Genomic DNA, 17,527 nt, shown 5'->3' with positions numbered 1-17,527 from the left:
AGGGATCGATGTACAAGATGCCTGGCGCCGGGGTCGGCGTCGCCGGTGGCGGGGTGGGCACCCTCGCCGCCACCGGTGCCGACGTCGGCTGGTGGCTCGCGGTCGGGGTCGCGCTGGTGCTCCTCGGCATCGCCGCGCTGATCGCCGTCCGCCGCCGGAACCGGCGGCTCGCCCGCCTGGACGGCTGAAGAATCCGGGCTGCCGGCGCGAACCCGCCGGCAGCCCGGTTTTCCGGGACACTCGAAAGGGTGAAGACGTTGGACGTGATGCTCCTGGCCGGGACCCGGCCGGAGGCGGTGAAGCTCGCGCCGCTCGCGCTGGCGCTGGAGGCCCGGCCCGGGTTGCGGCCGCTGGTCGTGCACAGCGGTCAGCACCAGGGCATGGTCGAACAGGCGCTAGCCCCGTTCGAGGTCGAGATCGACGCGTGGCTCGATGTGCCGCCGCGGGTGGCCGGCACCCAGGCGGAGCTGGTGTCCGGCCTGCTGCCCGCGCTCGACGCCGCGCTGCGCCGGTATCAGCCGGCGGCGGTCGTCGTGCAGGGCGACACCACCACCGGGCTGGCCGGCGCGCTCGCCGCGTTCTGGCTCGGCATTCCGGTGGTGCATCTCGAAGCCGGTCTGCGCACGAACGACCTGGCGGCCCCGTTCCCCGAGGAGGGAACGCGGCAGATGATCTCGCGGATCGCCGCGTTGCACCTGGTCCCGACGGCGGCCGCGGGTGCCGCGTTGCTCGCCGAAGGCGTGCCAGCGGAGCGGATCACGCGTACTGGCAACACCGTCGTGGACGCAGTGCTTGCGGTGGCCGCTCGCGATTTGCCCGCTCGCGATCCGGCGCTTGCCTTGCTCGAAATGGGAATCGCCGAAGCGGGCGAGCAACTGGTGCTGGTGACGTCGCACCGCCGCGAGTCGTGGGGCGAGCCGTTGACGCGCACGCTGACTGCCGTGCGCCAGATCGTCGACGCCCATCCGCGGGTACAGGTGCTCTTCCCGGTGCATCCGAATCCGGCTGTGCGGGAGCAGGTCGAGGAAGTGCTGGGCGGCGTCACGCGAGTGACGGTGACCGAGCCGCTGGAGTACCCGGATCTTGTACGTGCGCTGCGGTTGGCGTCGCTGGTGCTGACGGATTCCGGTGGCATTCAAGAAGAAGCACCGACCTTCGGCACCCCGGTACTGGTGCTGCGCGACACGACGGAACGTCCGGAGGCCGTCGAAGCCGGTTGCGCCTGGCTGGTCGGCACGGACACCGAACGGATCACCGATACCGCCGCGCGAATTCTCCGCGGCGAGCTCAGCGCTGCGGTGTCAGCGAATCCGTACGGGGACGGTTCCGCCGCCGCGCTGTCGGCGTCGGCGATCGAGGCGTTGCTGGGGGTGTCCGCCAACTCCGCCGCTCTGGTGAGTCCTAAAGGGACACAACATTGACCGGAAGGCCCGGGTTGGCCGAGAAGTCCAGCGGGGCCACGGGTCGATCAGCCGCCACCACGTGCGCGCCCAACGCGGCGATCATCGCGCCGTTGTCCGTGCACAAGCGAGGGCGCGGCACGCGCAGCTCAATGCCCGCGTCCGCGCATCGTTCCGCTGCCAGCTCGGAAAGCCGCGAATTCGCTGCCACGCCACCGGAAATCACCAGGGTGCCAATGCCTTGCTCGCGCGCGGCACGGATCGCCTTCGCGGTGAGCACGTCCGCGACCGCTTCCTGAAAGGACGCCGCGACGTCGTTCACCGGCACTTCGTCGCCAGCCCGCTCAGCGTTCTCCACCCAGCGTGCCACCGCGGTTTTCAAGCCGGAGAAGGAAAAGTCGAACTTCGCGTCCCTTGGGCCGGTCATGCCGCGCGGGAACGGGATCGCCTTCGGGTCGCCCTGTTTGGCCGCCTTGTCGATCGGCGGCCCGCCCGGGTACGGAAGGTCCAGTACGCGCGCGACCTTGTCGTACGCCTCGCCCGCCGCGTCGTCCACAGTGGACCCGATTTCGGTGATGCTCGACGCGATGTCGTCCACTCGCAACAGTTGCGTGTGACCGCCGGAAACCAGCAACGCCAGCACCGGTGCCGGCAACGGGCCGTGCTGCAGGGTGTCCACCGCGATGTGCCCGGCGAGGTGGTTCACGCCGTACAGCGGCACGTCCAGCGCGGTCGCATACGCCTTCGCCGCCGAAACGCCTACCAGCAACGCGCCCGCGAGCCCGGGCCCGGCCGTCACCGCGATAGCGTCCACATCGGACAGTTTCAGCCCGGCCGTGGCGAACGCGCGTTCCGCGGTCGGCACCATCGCCTCGAGGTGCGCCCGGCTGGCGACCTCCGGCACGACCCCGCCGAAGCGCGCGTGCTGGTCCACACTGGACGCCACCTCGTCGGCGAGCAGCTCGACCGTGCCGTCGTCGTGCAGCCGGACGAGGCCGACCCCGGTCTCGTCGCAGGAGCTTTCGATGCCCATGATGACGCGCGCCATCAGCCGGCCACCTCGTCTCGTGCCGGGGCCTGCGCGGGGCGGGCCATGGTGAACGCGTCAGCGCCGGAGGGCTGGTAGTAGCGCTTCCGGATGCCGAGTTTCTGGAACCCGTGCGCCTCGTACAGCTTCACGGCGGGGTCGTTGTCCGTCCGCACTTCGAGGAATACCGGCGCGTGCAGTTCGTCCGCGCGGGCCAGCAACGCACGCAGCAGCGCCTTGCCGATGCCCTGCCCTTGCGCCTCCGGCACCACGCCGATCGTGTGGACGTTCGCCTCGTAATCCCCGCGCCGCCCGACCACGGCGAGACCTGCGTAGCCAAGCAGGGTTTCCCCGTCGTCCGACCGCGCCGCCAGGTAGTAATGCCCCTGGTCGAGCTCGGAATGGAAGGCGCGCGCGCTCCACGGGTCGTCGCCGGGAAAGAGGATCTTCTCGATCTCCGCGCACCTCGCGACGTCAGCGCGGCGCAACTGGTCGAGCTTCACAGCACGGTCACCCTCTTGCGCGCAGTGGGCTCGACAGCGTCCGGGCGGCGCAGGTACAGCGGCGTCAACGGCTCCGGCTCCGCGCGCTCGAGAAGCGCCGTACGCGCGACGCGCACCAAGCCAGCCGGCGACGGAAACCGCGGCTCGATCGGCACCACGCCTACCGCTGCCGCGTACTGCAACGCACCGTCGCCCGCGGCAACGCGAATGTCCGTCTCGATGTCCGCAGGCCGCTGTACGTGCGGACCGTCCGTGCGCGCACCCGAAGCGTCGTACGCAGCCCAGTAGACCTCGCGACGCCGCGCGTCCGTGAAGACGAGAAACGGCTTCTCCGTGCGTACGACATCCGCAGCGATCGCGTCGAGACTGCACACCGGGTACGCCGGGATGCCGAGCGCGTGCGCGTACGCAGCCGCTGTCGCCATGCCGGCGCGCAGTCCGGTGAAGGGCCCCGGCCCTACGCCGCACACGATCGCGTCGAGTTCGCGCAGCGCGACCCCAGCCGCTTCCGCGGCAGCCAGCGCATGCGGGGCGATCAGCTCGCCGTGCGCCCGAGGATCCACCGTGACGCGGTCCGCCCGGGTGACAAGCTCAGCCTCGTCGACGGCAACGATGCCCGCCGTTACCGCCGGAGTAGCCGTGTCGATCGCCAATACCAGCACGATTTCCCAGGATAGCGCTGGTCTCATGGGGACCACGGAGCGGGCGGGTCAGCTTCGGGGCGCCTGGGTGATTACTTTCCGTGACCGCACTGACTTTCGGGGCCGTACCCGATGCGGCTGCTGTCCGACCGCTCCGCTTGCGGCCTGCCCGGCTTGGGGGATTTTGTCCGCACGCGGAACCTCGACCGATTAAGCTGAGTCACAGCATCGGTGGCAGCCGCAGACAGCGCCGCCGGGAGCGAGGGGGAGCGTCATCGTGGGCAATGGGGAGTCGTCCAGCAGCAGCCAGCCGGCAGACGGGCGCGCGGGCTACGTCGACCCGGAAGAGCAAGCCAAACGCGACCGCCAGGACAAGCAGTTCGGCGAAGCGATGAACGCCAACGGCACGCGCATCTACCAGCAGCGCGCGGCCGAAGACGCCAAGGTGAACGCCGCGGCAGCGGGCGGCGGGTTCAACATGGACATCGACGCGATGCGGAAACTGCAGCCTCAGTGGCAGGGGATCGCGGACAAGCTCTCCGACGCCACCCAGCTGGCCACACAGCTTCCAGCTGTGCGGAAGCCCGCCAACGACGATGCCAGCGGCCTTCAGAAACAAGCTGCCGACCGGCACGCCGCGGCGTACTTGGCAAGCCTCCAGCAGCAACTGAAGTACGCCCAGGGCTACGCCGATCAGCTGAAGAACGCCATCGCCAAGTACGAAGGTCAAGAGCACGCCAACACGGCTGGCCTTCGTAAGCAAGGATGACCTGGTGAAACCGATCGCCACTGCTGCGAGCGCCGCCGGCTTCCTGCTGCTCGCCCTCACCGCGTGCTCCTCGCCGAACAGCGGCCAGCCTGCTCCGGCGTCGTCAAACCCGCCCGCGTCCTCGAGCAACGCCGCGTCAGACGTGCCCAAGGTGCCAGCCCCGCTTGACGTCGCCAAGTACGAGCAGAACCCTTGCTCGGTTCTCACCCCGGCTCAGGCGACGCAAACGTTCAACGCGGTCCGCAGTCGCCAGATCGCCGGCAATGTCGCCCCGGTCTGCAATTGGAACGACAGCGCGAACAGCTCGCTGGCCATCGGCCTGCTCCCCGGGCAGGGCGGCCTCGCCACGGTTTACCAGAACCGGAGCAGCACTGGTTATTTCGAACCGGCGCCCTCGATCGACGGCTACCCGGCGGTGTTCACGAACGTCCTCGACAACCGCGCGGACGGCGGCTGTCAAGTCGCGGTCGGCGTCCGCGACGACGAGGCATTCACCAGTTCAGCCCTCCTCTTCAAACAGTCGCCGTCTTACGGCGACCCGTGTTCGGTCGCTCTCAATGCGGCCAAGGCGGCTTTAGCCACGATCAAGGCGGGTGCGTGATGGGAACGACTTACACCCCTCAGCAGATTGTCGATCTGGTCAAGCACGGGAGCGGCTCCGGCGGCATGTTCGCCGGCGGCGGCGTGAGCAGCCAGCTTTCCGCATTGCACCAAGACATCGCTAACCACATGCGCGAGCTGCAAGGCTCGATGAGCGAATACTGGCAGGGAGACGCCGCCGGTCAGGCGTACACCGGCGCTGGGCCGCTGGTCCAGGCCAGCCAAGTCAGCGGCGAGCACTTGCAGGAAGCTCAGAGTCTGTACCAAGGGCAAGGGGAGTCGTTCAACACCCTGCACGCCAAAATCCAGTCAGTCGGCGACGTCGGCGAGAAACCAGCCGACGACTGGGTTTCCGGCACCCCGTTTTCATTCCTTTCGAATCGACAGGACCAGATCGACGAATGGAAGCGGAAAGCGGAGGCGGTCACCGAAAGCTACAACGCTTACCACCAGCAGTCGACGGAAAACTCCGCTCGCTGGGCAGACCCGTCGCAATACGGGCAGCTCGCACTTCCCTCCGCCGGCGGTGACTTCACCGTCACTCAGCCCGGCGGCACCGGGAACGCGCATTTGCCCGCGCACTACACCCCGGGCGGCCCCGGCGGGACGGCTGGCACTTACTCCGAGGGCGGGTACGTCGGCGACCACACCGGCACAACCAGCAGCACCGGCGGCACCGGCGGCCACCGCGACCACACCGACGATCGCACTGGTCCGCCGGGGACTCTGCCTCCTTCGGAGACCCACCGGTGGGACCCGGAGCGTTACGCCCCGCCGCCCGGGAATCCGCCGGAGTCGGGGCGGCACGTCACGCCTCCGCAGGTTGACGTGCCCGACGACACTCGGACGTCCAGTTACGTTCCGCCGGATCTGACGAGCGTCAGCAACCCCACCACCACCAGCAGCAATCCCAACTCCTGGTCGGTCAACAATCCCAACCCCACTGGCGGTCTGTTCAGCCCAGGCTTCCCCGGGATCGGCGGCGGCAACGCAGGCGGACCAGGCAGCAGCGGCGGCCCCGGAAGCGGAAACGCCGGAAACCCCGGCAACGCGGGCAACAGCGTCGGTCGCGGAGGCGGAACCGGCACCGGTCCCTTCGGCAGCGGCGAAGCCGCCGCGCGAGGCGGGGCCGCGGCCAACGGGCGCGCCGGAGCACCGGGCATGGGCGCGATGGGGCACGGGCAGAAAGGCGAAGAGGAAGAAGACCTCGTCCACGAGACCGCCGACTACCTCGTCGAGCAGGACCCGGACGGCGCGCTCATCGGGGATCTTCCCAAGGCGGTTCCGCCGGTGATCGGGCTCTGACGATGCTCGTGCTCACCCGCGAGGTGGTGCTCCCGGCCGATTGCCTGCCCCTCGCGGCGGAACTGGCTGGGGTTTCCCTCCCTACGGCGCTCGCGCCCGACCCGCTTTGGCGCGATCCCGAGGAGACGCGCGCGTACCGCGAAGCCGCGGTCAGCGCGATGGCCGGCCAAGGGGTCTGGGGCCGCGGCGGTCTGGACGAGACGTTCGCCCGGACCATGACCGTGTTGTGCCGTGGGGCCAGTGAGTTGTCGGCGACCGTCGAGAGCGGGCGGGATCGGCGGTATCGGCTGGTCGTCGCGGCCTTGGGCAAGGACGCGGTGCTCGCCTGCCACATGCCGTCGACCAGCACGGTCGTGGTGCGGCCAGCGCGGCCCGAAGCGCTGGCGGAAGACTTGATCCGGGAGCTGCCGCGCGTCCGGCCCGCGGAGGGGCAGGCGGTGTCGGTGCCGGAATCGGCGTTGAACCTGGCCATCGACGGCGGTCCGGCCCGGAAGGACGTCCGGCACCTGCTCGACATCGCCGCGTTGCCTCGCGCCGGCGGCGGCCAGATCACCGCGGGGGTTCGCGACGGGCTCGGCGGGCGGCGGATCAGCGGGCGCGACGTCTGCACGTATTACGACACCGAGCACGGGCGCTACCTGTTCTCGTTCTCCGAAACCGACGGCGGCGAACGGTACGTGAACGTCGCCCCGGCCCGGTACGAAACGATGGTCGAACGGGTGCGCGCGCTGCTCGATAATCTCGCCTGAACCTGGGTACCCCTGATAATCGGGAGCTGTGAATCGCGTCGCAGGTGGCGAGCGCCGCCAAGCGGTACGGTGCGGTTCCAGTCGCCGGTGACGCAGGAGGTCCGCGAAAGTGCCCGATCCGCTGTTTCCCGCAGTCTCCGCCGGATCCGGCAAGGAAGCGCTGCGCTTCGGCGACCGCAAGCTCACCTACGCCGAACTCGGCGCGGTCGCCGGGGCACTGGCGGCCGAACTGCCGCGGGACCGCCGGGTCGCGGTGTGGGCGACACCGACGCTGCACACCAGCGTCGCGGTGGTCGCCGCGTTGCTCGCCGGGGTTCCGGTGGTGCCGCTCAACCCCAAGATCGGCGAACGCGAACTCGGCCACATCCTCGCCGACAGCGAGCCCGCGCTGGTGCTCGCCGAACCCGGCGTCGAACTGCCCGCCGCGCTCGACCTGCCGCGGCACGACATTCCGCTGGAGGGCGACGGGAAGCCGCCGGCCGCCGAGCCGGACGCCGAAGCGCCCGCGTTCATCGTCTACACCTCCGGCACGACCGGCCCGCCCAAGGGCGTCGTGCTGCCCCGCCGCGCGATTTCGAGCACGCTCGACGCCCTTGAGGACGCCTGGCAGTGGACCGCCGACGACGTGCTCGTGCACGGTCTGCCGCTGTTCCACGTCCACGGCCTGATCCTCGGCATCCTCGGCCCGCTGCGCCGCGGCGGAACGGTCCGGCACCTGGGGCGGTTCTCGCTCGAAGGCGTCACCGAGGAACTCGCGAACGGCGCGACGATGCTGTTCGGCGTCCCGACGATGTACCACCGGATCGCCGAGGCCGTCGCGACCGACGAAGCCCTCGCCAACGCGCTCAAGTCCGCGCGGCTGCTGGTTTCCGGCTCGGCCGCGCTGCCGGTGCACGACCACCAGCGGATCACCGCCGCGACCGGGCAGCAGGTCGTGGAGCGCTACGGCATGACCGAAACCCTGATGAACACCAGCGTCCGCGCCGACGGCGAGCGCAAGCCGGGTTCGGTCGGCGTTCCGCTCGCCGGAGTCGATTTGCGGCTGGTCGACGAGGCCGGGACTCCGGTGGAAGAGCCGGACGCGGTCGGCGAGATCCAGGTTCGCGGGCCGAATCTGTTCACCGAATACCTCAACCGCCCGGACGCGACCGCCGCCGCGCTCGACGGCGGCTGGTTCCGCACCGGCGACATGGCGACCCGCGACCCCGACGGTTACGTCCGGATCGTCGGCCGCAAAGCCACCGACCTGATCAAGAGCGGCGGCTACAAGATCGGCGCGGGCGAGATCGAGAACGCGTTGCTGGAACACCCGAACGTCGCGGAGGTCGCGGTGACCGGTGAACCGGACGACGATCTCGGCGAGCGGATCGTCGCGTGGGTCGTGCCGGACGGCGAGCGTCCGACGGTCGAGGAACTCGCCGACCACGTGTCGAAACTGCTCGCGCCGCACAAGCGGCCCCGCGTCGTGCGGTACCTGGATGCGTTGCCGCGCAACGACATGGGCAAGGTCATGAAGCGAGCGCTGGGATGAGGACCACCGCGCGCGAGCTGCTGGCCGGACTCTCCACCGGGTTCGCCGACCTGCCCCTGCCGGACGCGCCAGCGGACGATCCGCTCGGCTGGCCGGGGTATCCGGAGGCCCGGGCCGCAGCCGCCGCGCGCACCGGCGAGAGCGAATCGGTGGTCGTCGGGGAAGCCCGGATCGGCGACGTGCCGACGGTCTTGATCGCGTGGGAGTTCGGCTTCCTCGGCGGATCGATCGGACAGCAGACCGGCGACCGCGTCGAGGCCGCTTTCGCCCACGCGAAGGAGCGTGGACTGCCGGTGGTGTCGCTGGTCGCGACCGGCGGCAGCCGGATGCAGCACGGCATGCGCGCGCTTTCCCAGCTCCAGCGCATCGCGCGCGCCGCCGCGGAAGCACGCGCGGCCGGTGTCCCGCAGATCTCCGTGCTGCGCGACCCGTCCACCGGCGGGGGCTGGGCGACGCTCGGTGCCGGTTCCGATGTCGTGTTAGGACTGCCAGACGCGCAGGTCGGCTTCGCGGGTTCCCGCGTGCGGCCAGCGACGTCTCCGGCAGAGGCGTACACCGTCGAAGCGAAGCTGGACTGGGGCCAGGTCGACAGTCTCGTTGCGACCGAAGAACTGGGTGACGTACTCGCGCGATGGCTGCAGCTGTTGTCTTCGCCGTCGACAGAGCCCGCTCCCCCGCCGAACGCCCTTCGCGACACCGCGCTGCCGGAAACGGGTTGGGACGCTGTACGCGCAGCGCGCGCGTCTTCGCGAGCGCGCGCCCCCGAGTACCTCGATGCGTACTTCGACTGGCGAGAGAACGTACAAGGCGACCGCGCCGGACACGTGGACGAAGGTGTCCAATGTGGCTTCGGCTGGCGAGAAGGCCGCGCGATCGCGTACGCCGCACAGTGCGGCACCGCGACGCGTCCGGCGGGCTTTCGCACCGCGGCACGACTCGTCCGGCTGGCGTCCCGGCTACGGATTCCGGTGCTGACCTTGGTGGACACTCCCGGCGCGGCGAACGACGCGGAAGCGGAAGAAGGCGGGATCGGGCCCGCGATCGCGGAACTGTTCGAAGCGATCGTCACCGCCGCGGTGCCGGTCACGACGCTGGTGATCGGCGAAGGCGGATCCGGCGGCGCGCTGGCTTTCGCCGCCGCGGACGCGACCTGGATCGCCCCGGACGCCTACTTCTCGGTCACTTCCCCGGAAGCCGCGGCGGCGATCCTCAAACGCCCGATGACCGAAGTGCCGGCCGTGGCCGACCAGCTGCGGTTGCGTCCGCAGGATCTGGTCGGCCTCGGCCTGGCGATCGGGATTGTGAAGCCCTAGGCGGGCGTCACGCCTCGGCGCGCACCCGCCACTTGCGCTGCGCGTAGGACGCGAGGGTGGCCGCTACAGCGACTCCCGCGGTTGCACAGCTTGCGATGGCCACGAATACTGCCGTCATTGCGGCTCCTCCTCACGGGTTGCATGCGTCATCGCCGTCGGCGAATCCGGGTGATCCGCTGGCCGACGCGTGCGAGTTGTTGATGGGGTGTTACAGGTATCTACCTGCTACAACGCATGCTCCCCGGTCCGCGTTACCTCCGCTACCCCCGGGCGGGAGTGAGACGCATCACGTTAGGCTTTGGACCGCTCGCGGTAGGTGATGTCGGGGGCTCTGCGCAGTGAGTCCTGCACAAGCGAAGGGAGCGATGTGACAGAGGCAGCAGACGGGAGGGGGCCGTCGGGCGGCGCCACCGTCACGGACGACGCGACAATGCGCCGGGCGGTCGGCGCGGCCGCGGTCGGCAACATCACCGAGTGGTTCGATTTCGGGGTCTACGGCTACCTCTCCACGACCATCGAGGCGCAGTTCTTCCCGCCCGGCAATCCCGCACTGGCCCAGCTCGCGACGTTCGCGACCTTCGCGGTGGCGTTCCTGGTGCGCCCGCTCGGCGGCCTGTTCTTCGGCCCGCTCGGCGACAAGATCGGCCGGACCAAGGTGCTCGCGGTGACCGTCATCCTGATGGCGACCGGGACGTTCCTCATCGGGCTGATCCCGTCCTACTCCTCGATCGGGCTGGCCGCGCCGATCCTGCTGGTCTGCGCGCGAGTGCTGCAGGGCTTCTCCACCGGCGGCGAGTACGCCGGCGCGATGACGTTCATCGCCGAGTACAGCCCGGACCGCCGCCGCGGCTACTTCGGCAGCTTCCTGGAGTTCGGCACCTTCATCGGGTACGCGCTGGGCGCGACCGTCTCGTCGGTGCTCCCGCTGGTTTCCACGCCGGCCTTCATGGACACCTGGGGCTGGCGGATCCCGTTCATGGTGGCGCTTCCGCTCGGCATCGTCGGGGTGTACCTGCGGACGAAGCTCGAGGAGACCCCGGCCTTCCAGCAGCTGCTCGACGAGTCCGGCAAGCGCGAGGACGCCCAGTCCCAGCACGTGGTCCGCACGATCTTCACGAAGTACTGGCCGACGATGCTGCTGGCCGGCGGGCTCGTGGTGACCTGGAACGTCACCAACTACATGCTCACCAGCTACATGCCGACCTACCTCAAAGACGACCGCACGATGTCCCAGAACGGCGGCCAGGCGATTTCGGCGACCGCGGCGGAATGGCTGCAGATCGGCGTGCTGTGGCTGGGCGTGCTGCTGATCCCGCTGCTGGGCAGGCTCAGCGACAAGGTCGGCCGCAAGCCGATCCTGTGGGTCGGCGCCGGCGGGCTGATCGTGCTCGGCCTTCCGATGGTGCTGCTGCTCAAGAGCGGGTCGCTGATCTCGGTGCTGCTCGGCCTGGTCCTGATGGGGCTGCTGCTGATCTGCTTCTCCTCGACCTGCCCGTCCACGCTGCCCGCGCTGTTCCCGACCGAGATCCGCTACGGCGGGCTGTCGATCTCGTTCAACATCTTCGTGTCCGCGTTCGCCGGGACGGTGTCGCTGGTGATGAGCGCGCTGGTGCTGGCGACCGGGGATCTCAAGTGGCCCGGGTACTACCTGATGATCGCCGGCGCGGTCGGCGTGCTCACGCTGATGAAGCTGAAGGAAACCGCGAAGAGGCCGCTGCTGGGGTCTGCTCCGTCGTTGTCCGCTTCGGAGGACGCGGCGGCCAAGGCCAGCCAGTAGTCGCCTGACGAGCTGCGAAGGGCCTCTCGAAGTCCGAGGGGCCCTTCGCCGCGTTCAGGCTGCTTGCAGCTCGTCGACCCGGGGTGTCGTGGTCGTGGCGGGTCAGGCCACGTCGGAGGAATTCGCCGCCCAGGTGTTGCACTGCTGGGTGCGGTTCTTCGTCGCTCCCTGGCGCCACCAGGCGACGGCGTGCTCGTCGGTGCCGTGGTCGCGCGGACCGTCGCCGTGGTCCCCGCGGTCCTGGGAGTTCCAGGCCTCGTTGTAGATGTTGCGGTCGATCGACCCGCCCGCGGCCGACGACGCACCGAGGAACATGCCGGAGAAGCACTGCGCCTGCAGTTCCAGCCGGCGGGACAGCTCCAGCCCGGCGTTGGAGTCGGCACCCGCGTCGTACCGCTGTTCGCTCATCGCCTCCTCGACGCCGGACAGGTTCTGCACGTGGTGCCCGTATTCGTGGGCCAGCACCGCGAGGTAGATGCCGGGATGCGCGCCGTAGTCCTCGATCTGGAGCTTGTCCATCGGCATGTAGATGGTCTCGTTCGTCGGGCAGTAGTAGGCGGCGAAATTGTCACCGGACGAACTGCACGGGCTTTGCATCTGGCCGGACTGCGCGACCACCAGGTTCGGGCTCTCGAACGGAAGGCCGGCGTCGCCGAGCACCGGCGCCCACACCGTGTTCAGGCAGCGGATGCCGGACTGGAAGAACCGTTCCGCGCCGGCCCGGTCCGAACTCCAGCGGCTGAGCGCGCACGCCACGTTCTGCAATCCGGCGTCGGCGCTGGCGAACAGCGGGTTCCGCGCGGTCTCCTTCACCGGTTGCGGGCCGCGGGGCGCCGGCGGGGCCTCGGACGCCGGTTCCGAGTCGCTGGTGGTTTCGCGGGTTTCGCTGGTGGTCGAGGTGGTCGTGGTCGAAGTGGTGCTTTCGGTGGGGTACCGGGTGGACGGCGTTTCCCTGGAGATCGAGGAATACATCGGCGGCGTGGTGCTCGCCGCGTCGACGCGCTTGTTTTTGTGCACGGCCGAACCGAGCGCGGCCAGTCCCCCGACGACCAGCACGATCGCGCCGAGCACGGACACCAGCACGATCACCCCGGCGTGCGATTTCTTCGGCGGGCGCTCGGCGGGATAGCCGTCGAACCGGGCGACCGGACCGAATGCCCGCGTGGGCGCACCAGGGGACGCGGTGAATGGTCCCGGTGCCGGAGCGACCTGCGGTGGCGGCAACGGCGCGGCCGGCGGCGGCACCGGAACTGCCGGTCCGGCAGCGGGAAACGGCGGTCCGGGAGGGAACTGCGGTGCCGGCGGAATCGGCGGCCCGCCCGGAAACTGCTGTCCCGGCGGCGTCCCCGGCCCCGCTGTTCCGCCGCCTGGCATCCCGGCGCCCGGCGGCATCCCGGGCGGCAGCGGCCGCGGCGGCGGGAGCGGCGCGGCTCCCGGCGGCACCGGATAAGGACCGCCTTGCGGTGGCCAGGTCATCGTTCCCCCTGCGATTGCGTGATTCGCGTAATCCGGCTTTTCCCTGCCGGGGCGCCCAGCCTAGCCGGTGTGCTCTAGGCTCTGCTGCCGTGGCGAGGAAATGGGTTTCCGCGGCGGCGATCGCGGCATTGGCGGTGCTATCCGGCGCGAGTCCGGCGGCGGCCTTCTCCGGAACCGGATGGCATTCCGAGAATGCGCAAGCGTCCCCCGGAGCGACTGCGGAAATCGCACTGAAACTGTTGCGCGACGGCGGCTTCCAGGTCACCGAGAACGTGACTGTCCCCGGTGGACAGCGGCTGGTGTCCACGTTGCCGCTGCGGCTGCCCGCCGACGACGGGGAGGACCTCCGCTACACGGTGCGGGACGCGAAGGCCACCGGCGGCAGTGCCGTCGCGCAGGCCGACGACCAGCTCACGCTCACCTTCGGCGCGGGCGAATCCACCGTCGTCTACACCCTCGCCGGCGCCCTCGCCGACCAGGGCGGCGGTCAGCAGGTGCGCGCGCTCGTCGCGGGCGGCTTCGACCAGCCGGTGAAGGCAATCAAGGCGTCCTTCCTCGCCCCGGCCCGGCAGATGGCGCCGGTGACCTGTTCGATCGGCGCGAACCAGCCGTGCACGCTGTCCGAGATCGACCACACCGGCGTGCTGCGGCTGCAGCAGAACGATTTGCCGCCGGGCGCGCGGATGGAACTGTCCGTCGGGCTGCCGCCGGGCACCGCGCCGGCGAATGCCGATTTGGTGCCGGCCAGCGCATTGGCGGCGGCATTCTCGCTCACCTTGCCGTCGGTCATCGGCTTCGCCGTGGTTGCCGTTTTGCTGATTGCCACCGCGCTATTCGTATGGCGGCGCCGAAAGCAAGACGAACTCGCGACCAGCGCAGGCGATACCACAATCGAAGTTCTGTTGCGGGAAAACGGCCGAACTTGGTTCGCTTCTCCGGACGGGGTGCTTCCCGGGCAGATTGGCACCGTGATGGACGAGTCGGTGGACCCGGTGGACATCGCGGCTACCGTCGTCGATCTGGCGGTGCGGAATTACCTGTGGCTGGCCGAGCTTCCCGGTCCGGACTGGCAGATCTCCCGGCGGAACCCGCCGGACGAGCACCTGCGCGATTTCGAGCGGGTGGTCTACGAAACACTGCTGCCGGAAGGCTCCGACACCGTCCTGCTGTCCCGGCTGAGCGATCTCGACCCGGCACCGATCCAGGACTCCATGTACCGGGACGTCGTTGCCAGCCAATGGTTCTCGCGTCGTCCGGACACCTCGCGCGGAGTGCTGGCGCTGCCCGGCATCCTGCTGTTCGTGCTCGGCTTGGTCGCGACGGCGGTGCTCTCGTTCACCGTCGGGCACGCGCTGCTGGGCGTCGCGGTCGCGCTCGCCGGCCTGGGTCTCGCCGCGGCTCGCGCGCTGCTGCCGTCCCGCACCGCCCGCGGCCGCGCGGTCGCCGGCCAGATCCGCGGGCTGTTGCGCTACCTGCACCGGGTGCGCGCGGAAGACATCGAACGCCCGGCGGACCGCGAGATGGTGTTCTCCCGTTCCCTTCCGTACGCGGTGGTGCTCGGCGACACCGAACGCTGGCTCGGCGCGTTCGCCGACTTGGACCCGGACGCCGACGGCCAGGCCGGCCTCTCCTGGTACGGCGGCGTCGAACAGGACAATGACCTGCGTCGCTTCGGCCCTCGGCTGCTGGCGTTCCTGACCGCCCTCAACCACGCGCTGACAATGGAACCGTCGAAAACCGGGTCGTAGGGGATTGCCGGGCGGTAAGCGCTAGGCGGCTTGCAGGTCGTCGACGCGGGTGGTCCAGGAGCCGTGCGGTTCCAGCACGACGCTCCGGGTGTCGTCGTCGTGCCGGGTCAGCCGGACGACCAGGTGGTCCTCGGACAGCCGTTCCGCGCTGCCCTCGCCCCATTCGACGACCACCGCGGACGATTCCAGGTCGGTGTCCAGATCGAGGTCGTCCAGCTGGGACAGATCGCCCCCGAGCCGGTACGCGTCCACGTGGATCAGCGGTACTCCGGCCGCCCCGGCGGTGTGCACTCGCGCCAGCACGAAGGTCGGCGAACTGACCCGTCCGCCGACGCCGAGCCCGTCCGCGATGCCGCGGGTCAGGGTCGTCTTCCCGGCCCCGAGCGGACCGTCCAGCAGCACCAGATCGCCCGCGCGCAAGGCCGCGCCCAGCGTCCGCCCGAAGGCCATCGTGTCCTCGGGGGTCTCCAGAATCACCTTGTCCACCACCAGTTTCGCCGGTTCGGCGCGGCGCTTCCGGCGCAGCGCTGCAGCAGGTCGATGAGATGGCTGTTCACCAGCTCGGGCTGTTCGAGCTGCACCATGTGCCCGGCTCCGCGCACGCGCACCAGCTCGGCGTCCGGCAGCTCTTCGGCGATGCGCTCGGCGTGCGCGAACGGCGTGAAACGGTCCGAGTCGCCGCCGATGACCAGCACCTGCGCGTGTTTCAGCCCGGCCAGCACAGCGTACCGATGGTGGCTGCCGAGGGTGTCCACGAAGTTGAGCAGCCCGCGCACCGGAGTGACGGCCAGCATTTCCAGCATGAAGTCGACGAGGCGCGGCGAGACGTCGCGGCTGCCGAACGCGAGCCGGCGCACGGCCTGCCGGGTCAGCTGACCGCCGGCCGCGCGGACGAACTCGACCAACCCGGGTTGCCATTCAGCCAGCTCGCCGACGCCGCGCGTGAGCGGGTTGTACTTGGACAGCAACGGCCTCGGCAACCCGCGTGCGCCGACTTCGCCGGCTGCGGTCGCGATGAAGGCGACGCCGCGTACGCGGTCCTCGAAGAGGTCTGGCCGTTGCGCGGCCAGCTCCATGATCACCATGCCGCCCATGGAATGTCCCATGAGGACAATCGGCCCTTCGGGCACGACCGCGCGAAGCACGCTGTCGAGGTCGTGCGCGAGCTGTTCGATCGTCGACGTCTCGGGCGACGCTTCTCCGGACAGGCCGTGGCCGCGATGGTCGAAGTAGACCTGCCGTACGCGCGGCAGTCGCAGCGAAGCGAGGTCACGGCGCTGGAAGTGCCACGAGCGCCGCGAAAGCGCGAAGCCGTGTACGCCGACGAGAGTCAGCTCGGGTTGTTCACTGTCTTCGGGATCGATCTCCTCGACCGACAGCGGCGTGCCGTCTTCCGCCGCGACAGTGGACGTGCGGTCCGGCTTCAGCTCGCCTAACGGTTCGTCGGCGAACGGGTCTTCAGTCGATTTGCGTTGCTGCGAAGCGACAACTGCCGCTGCCGCACCCGTTACCACCGCTCCGACTCCCCCGGCGATCGCCCACAGCCGTGCCGACGGAGTCACGCCCGCTCCCCCACGTACCGGCGGCGGACCCGCGGCCGGTACATCGAGGTGACGATCTCGTAGTCGATGGTGCCGAGCTTGTCCGCCCATTCGCGCGCGGTCGGTTCGCCGGAGCGGCCCGCCCCGAACAGCACGACCTCGTCGCCGATGCGAGGCACGTCCTCGTTGCCGACGTTCACCACGAGCTGGTCCATGCAGATCCGCCCGACGACCGGCCGCCGCTTCCCGCCGAGCCAGACGTCCATTCGGCCGGACAGCGTGCGCGGTACCCCGTCGGCGTATCCGACCGGCACGAGCGCGAGCGTGGTGTCCTCCGGCGCGGTCCAGGTGTGGCCGTAGGAGACGGATTCCCCGGCCGCCAGCGGTTTGGTGAGCACCACGGTCGACCGGAACGTCATCACCGGGCGCAGGTCGTCGTCGGTGGGCACCGGGTTGAGGCCGTACATCGCGATGCCCGGGCGCACCAGGTCGAAATGCAGGTCCGGCCGGGTGAGCGTGGCCGCGGAGTTGGCCAGGTGCCGGATCGGGTCGAGACCCGCCGCCCGAGCCGCGTCGTAGGCCTCGGCGAACAGCTTCGCCTGCGCGTCGATCGACGCGTGCCCCAGTTCGTCGGCGCAGGCCAGGTGCGACCAGATGGCCACGACCTCGACGCCGCGCGCCTTGGCCGCCGCCTCGACCAGCTCGGGCCACGCGGCGGGCGGACAGCCGTTGCGGGACAGCCCGGTGTCGATCTTGAGGTGCACCCGGGCGCGCTTTCCGGCACGTTCCGCCGCGGCGTCGACCCGCGCCAGCTCGCTGAGGGAGCTGACGCCGAGGTCGATGTCCGCCTCAATCCCGGGGGTGAAATCCATCTCCGGCACGTCCAGCCAGCTGAACAGCCGCACGGACAGCCCCGCGGCCCGCAGGTCGAGGGCTTCCCGCAGCGAGCAGGTACCGAGCCAACTCGCCCCGGCCTCCACCGCGGCACGGCTGACGGGTACCGCGCCGTGGCCGTATCCGTCGCCCTTGACCACACACATCACGGCCGCGCCGGGGGCCCGGGCGGCCAGCAAGGAAACGTTGTGCCGCAGTGCGCCGAGATCGATCACGGTCTCGGCGTGCGGAAAACTGGCAGTCATAACGACTG

The 17,527-nt window shown here is 70.0% G+C and carries 17 protein-coding genes; 10 read left to right on the top strand and 7 right to left on the bottom strand.

From position 1 onward, the window contains the following. Positions 1–8: 8 nt before the first annotated feature. Both L942_RS35150 and wecB read left to right on the top strand, forming a co-directional pair. Positions 9–188 (top strand): LPXTG cell wall anchor domain-containing protein, encoded by a 180-nt coding sequence (locus L942_RS35150; RefSeq protein ID WP_037368604.1) that lies wholly within the window; start codon positions 9–11, stop codon positions 186–188. A gap of 69 nt (positions 189–257) precedes the next feature. After that, entirely contained in the window at positions 258–1,421 is a 1,164-nt protein-coding gene (gene wecB / locus L942_RS35145; RefSeq protein WP_037368693.1) for a non-hydrolyzing UDP-N-acetylglucosamine 2-epimerase, read from the top strand. Here wecB and tsaD read toward each other — a convergent pair. The 3 genes from tsaD to tsaB are packed head-to-tail and all read right to left on the bottom strand — an operon-like array spanning position 1,402 to position 3,592. After that, the gene (tsaD, locus tag L942_RS35140; protein WP_037368602.1) at positions 1,402–2,448 is read right to left on the bottom strand and encodes a tRNA (adenosine(37)-N6)-threonylcarbamoyltransferase complex transferase subunit TsaD; all 1,047 of its coding nucleotides are present in this window, start codon (positions 2,446–2,448) and stop codon (positions 1,402–1,404) included. The two genes, wecB and tsaD, sit on opposite strands and share 20 nt — an antisense overlap. Further along, positions 2,448–2,930, bottom strand: coding sequence for a ribosomal protein S18-alanine N-acetyltransferase (gene rimI, locus L942_RS35135; protein WP_037368600.1), 483 nt, complete (start codon positions 2,928–2,930; stop codon positions 2,448–2,450). Before rimI ends, tsaD begins: the two co-directional genes overlap by 1 nt. Then, complete coding sequence (tsaB, locus tag L942_RS35130; protein WP_037368598.1) at positions 2,927–3,592, bottom strand: tRNA (adenosine(37)-N6)-threonylcarbamoyltransferase complex dimerization subunit type 1 TsaB; 666 nt, start codon at positions 3,590–3,592, stop codon at positions 2,927–2,929. The genes rimI and tsaB overlap by 4 nt, the downstream gene beginning before the upstream one ends. A 256-nt stretch (positions 3,593–3,848) precedes the next feature. Here tsaB and L942_RS35125 point away from each other — a divergent pair, with 256 nt between their 5' ends. From L942_RS35125 to L942_RS35095, 7 genes are all read left to right on the top strand, one after another. Then, complete coding sequence (locus L942_RS35125) at positions 3,849–4,340, top strand: PE domain-containing protein (RefSeq protein WP_037368596.1); 492 nt, start codon at positions 3,849–3,851, stop codon at positions 4,338–4,340. 4 nt (positions 4,341–4,344) lie between these two features. Then, positions 4,345–4,941: a DUF3558 domain-containing protein gene (locus L942_RS35120; RefSeq protein WP_037368593.1), complete on the top strand. Its 597-nt coding sequence runs from the start codon at positions 4,345–4,347 to the stop codon at positions 4,939–4,941. Continuing rightward, on the top strand, positions 4,941–6,245 hold the full coding sequence (locus L942_RS35115; RefSeq protein WP_037368590.1) for a hypothetical protein: 1,305 nt from the start codon (positions 4,941–4,943) through the stop codon (positions 6,243–6,245). Before L942_RS35120 ends, L942_RS35115 begins: the two co-directional genes overlap by 1 nt. Positions 6,246–6,247: 2 nt before the next feature. Beyond that, a complete protein-coding gene (locus L942_RS35110) occupies positions 6,248–6,994 on the top strand; it encodes an ESX secretion-associated protein EspG (RefSeq protein ID WP_037368588.1) in 747 nt (248 codons plus the stop codon). 109 nt (positions 6,995–7,103) lie between these two features. Then, positions 7,104–8,525: an acyl-CoA synthetase gene (locus L942_RS35105; RefSeq protein WP_037368586.1), complete on the top strand. Its 1,422-nt coding sequence runs from the start codon at positions 7,104–7,106 to the stop codon at positions 8,523–8,525. Further along, positions 8,522–9,838, top strand: coding sequence for a carboxyl transferase domain-containing protein (locus L942_RS35100; protein ID WP_037368584.1), 1,317 nt, complete (start codon positions 8,522–8,524; stop codon positions 9,836–9,838). The genes L942_RS35105 and L942_RS35100 overlap by 4 nt, the downstream gene beginning before the upstream one ends. Positions 9,839–10,205: 367 nt before the next feature. Beyond that, on the top strand, positions 10,206–11,615 hold the full coding sequence (locus L942_RS35095; protein WP_037368582.1) for an MFS transporter: 1,410 nt from the start codon (positions 10,206–10,208) through the stop codon (positions 11,613–11,615). Positions 11,616–11,717: 102 nt separating this feature from the next. On the opposite strand, the gene L942_RS35090 is transcribed toward L942_RS35095, so the two are convergent. Next, positions 11,718–13,091: a neutral zinc metallopeptidase gene (locus tag L942_RS35090; protein ID WP_268745758.1), complete on the bottom strand. Its 1,374-nt coding sequence runs from the start codon at positions 13,089–13,091 to the stop codon at positions 11,718–11,720. Positions 13,092–13,180: 89 nt separating this feature from the next. Between L942_RS35090 and L942_RS35085 the strand changes: the two genes are divergently transcribed. After that, complete coding sequence (locus L942_RS35085; protein WP_037368580.1) at positions 13,181–14,839, top strand: DUF2207 family protein; 1,659 nt, start codon at positions 13,181–13,183, stop codon at positions 14,837–14,839. Positions 14,840–14,860: 21 nt separating this feature from the next. Here the strand turns inward: L942_RS35085 and tsaE are convergent, their stop codons facing one another. From tsaE to alr, 3 genes are read right to left on the bottom strand one after another with little or no spacing between them, the layout of a single operon-like run. After that, a complete protein-coding gene (gene tsaE, locus L942_RS35080; protein WP_268745757.1) occupies positions 14,861–15,316 on the bottom strand; it encodes a tRNA (adenosine(37)-N6)-threonylcarbamoyltransferase complex ATPase subunit type 1 TsaE in 456 nt (151 codons plus the stop codon). After that, complete coding sequence (locus L942_RS35075; RefSeq protein WP_037368577.1) at positions 15,313–16,401, bottom strand: alpha/beta fold hydrolase; 1,089 nt, start codon at positions 16,399–16,401, stop codon at positions 15,313–15,315. The genes tsaE and L942_RS35075 overlap by 4 nt, the downstream gene beginning before the upstream one ends. Further along, positions 16,398–17,519: an alanine racemase gene (alr, locus tag L942_RS35070; RefSeq protein WP_037368574.1), complete on the bottom strand. Its 1,122-nt coding sequence runs from the start codon at positions 17,517–17,519 to the stop codon at positions 16,398–16,400. Before alr ends, L942_RS35075 begins: the two co-directional genes overlap by 4 nt. Positions 17,520–17,527 lie beyond the last annotated feature (8 nt).

Origin of the sequence: Amycolatopsis orientalis DSM 43388 (genome assembly GCF_000411975.1) — a bacterium.
Taxonomy (GTDB): Bacteria; Actinomycetota; Actinomycetes; order Mycobacteriales; family Pseudonocardiaceae; genus Amycolatopsis; species Amycolatopsis orientalis_D.
Note: the sequence above shows the minus strand (reverse complement) of the source record. Positions and strands in the feature narration are given on the sequence as shown.

Bases quoted from the DNA above. Each gene is read 5' to 3' on its own strand.
- L942_RS35090 (WP_268745758.1), bottom strand. From the start codon at position 13,091: ATGACCTGGCCACCGCAAGGCGGTCCTTATCCGGTGCCGCCGGGAGCC.
- L942_RS35115 (WP_037368590.1), top strand. From the start codon at position 4,941: ATGGGAACGACTTACACCCCTCAGCAGATTGTCGATCTGGTCAAGCAC.
- alr (WP_037368574.1), bottom strand. From the start codon at position 17,519: ATGACTGCCAGTTTTCCGCACGCCGAGACCGTGATCGATCTCGGCGCA.
- L942_RS35100 (WP_037368584.1), top strand. From the start codon at position 8,522: ATGAGGACCACCGCGCGCGAGCTGCTGGCCGGACTCTCCACCGGGTTC.
- L942_RS35150 (WP_037368604.1), top strand. From the start codon at position 9: ATGTACAAGATGCCTGGCGCCGGGGTCGGCGTCGCCGGTGGCGGGGTG.
- tsaD (WP_037368602.1), bottom strand. From the start codon at position 2,448: ATGGCGCGCGTCATCATGGGCATCGAAAGCTCCTGCGACGAGACCGGG.
- L942_RS35110 (WP_037368588.1), top strand. From the start codon at position 6,248: ATGCTCGTGCTCACCCGCGAGGTGGTGCTCCCGGCCGATTGCCTGCCC.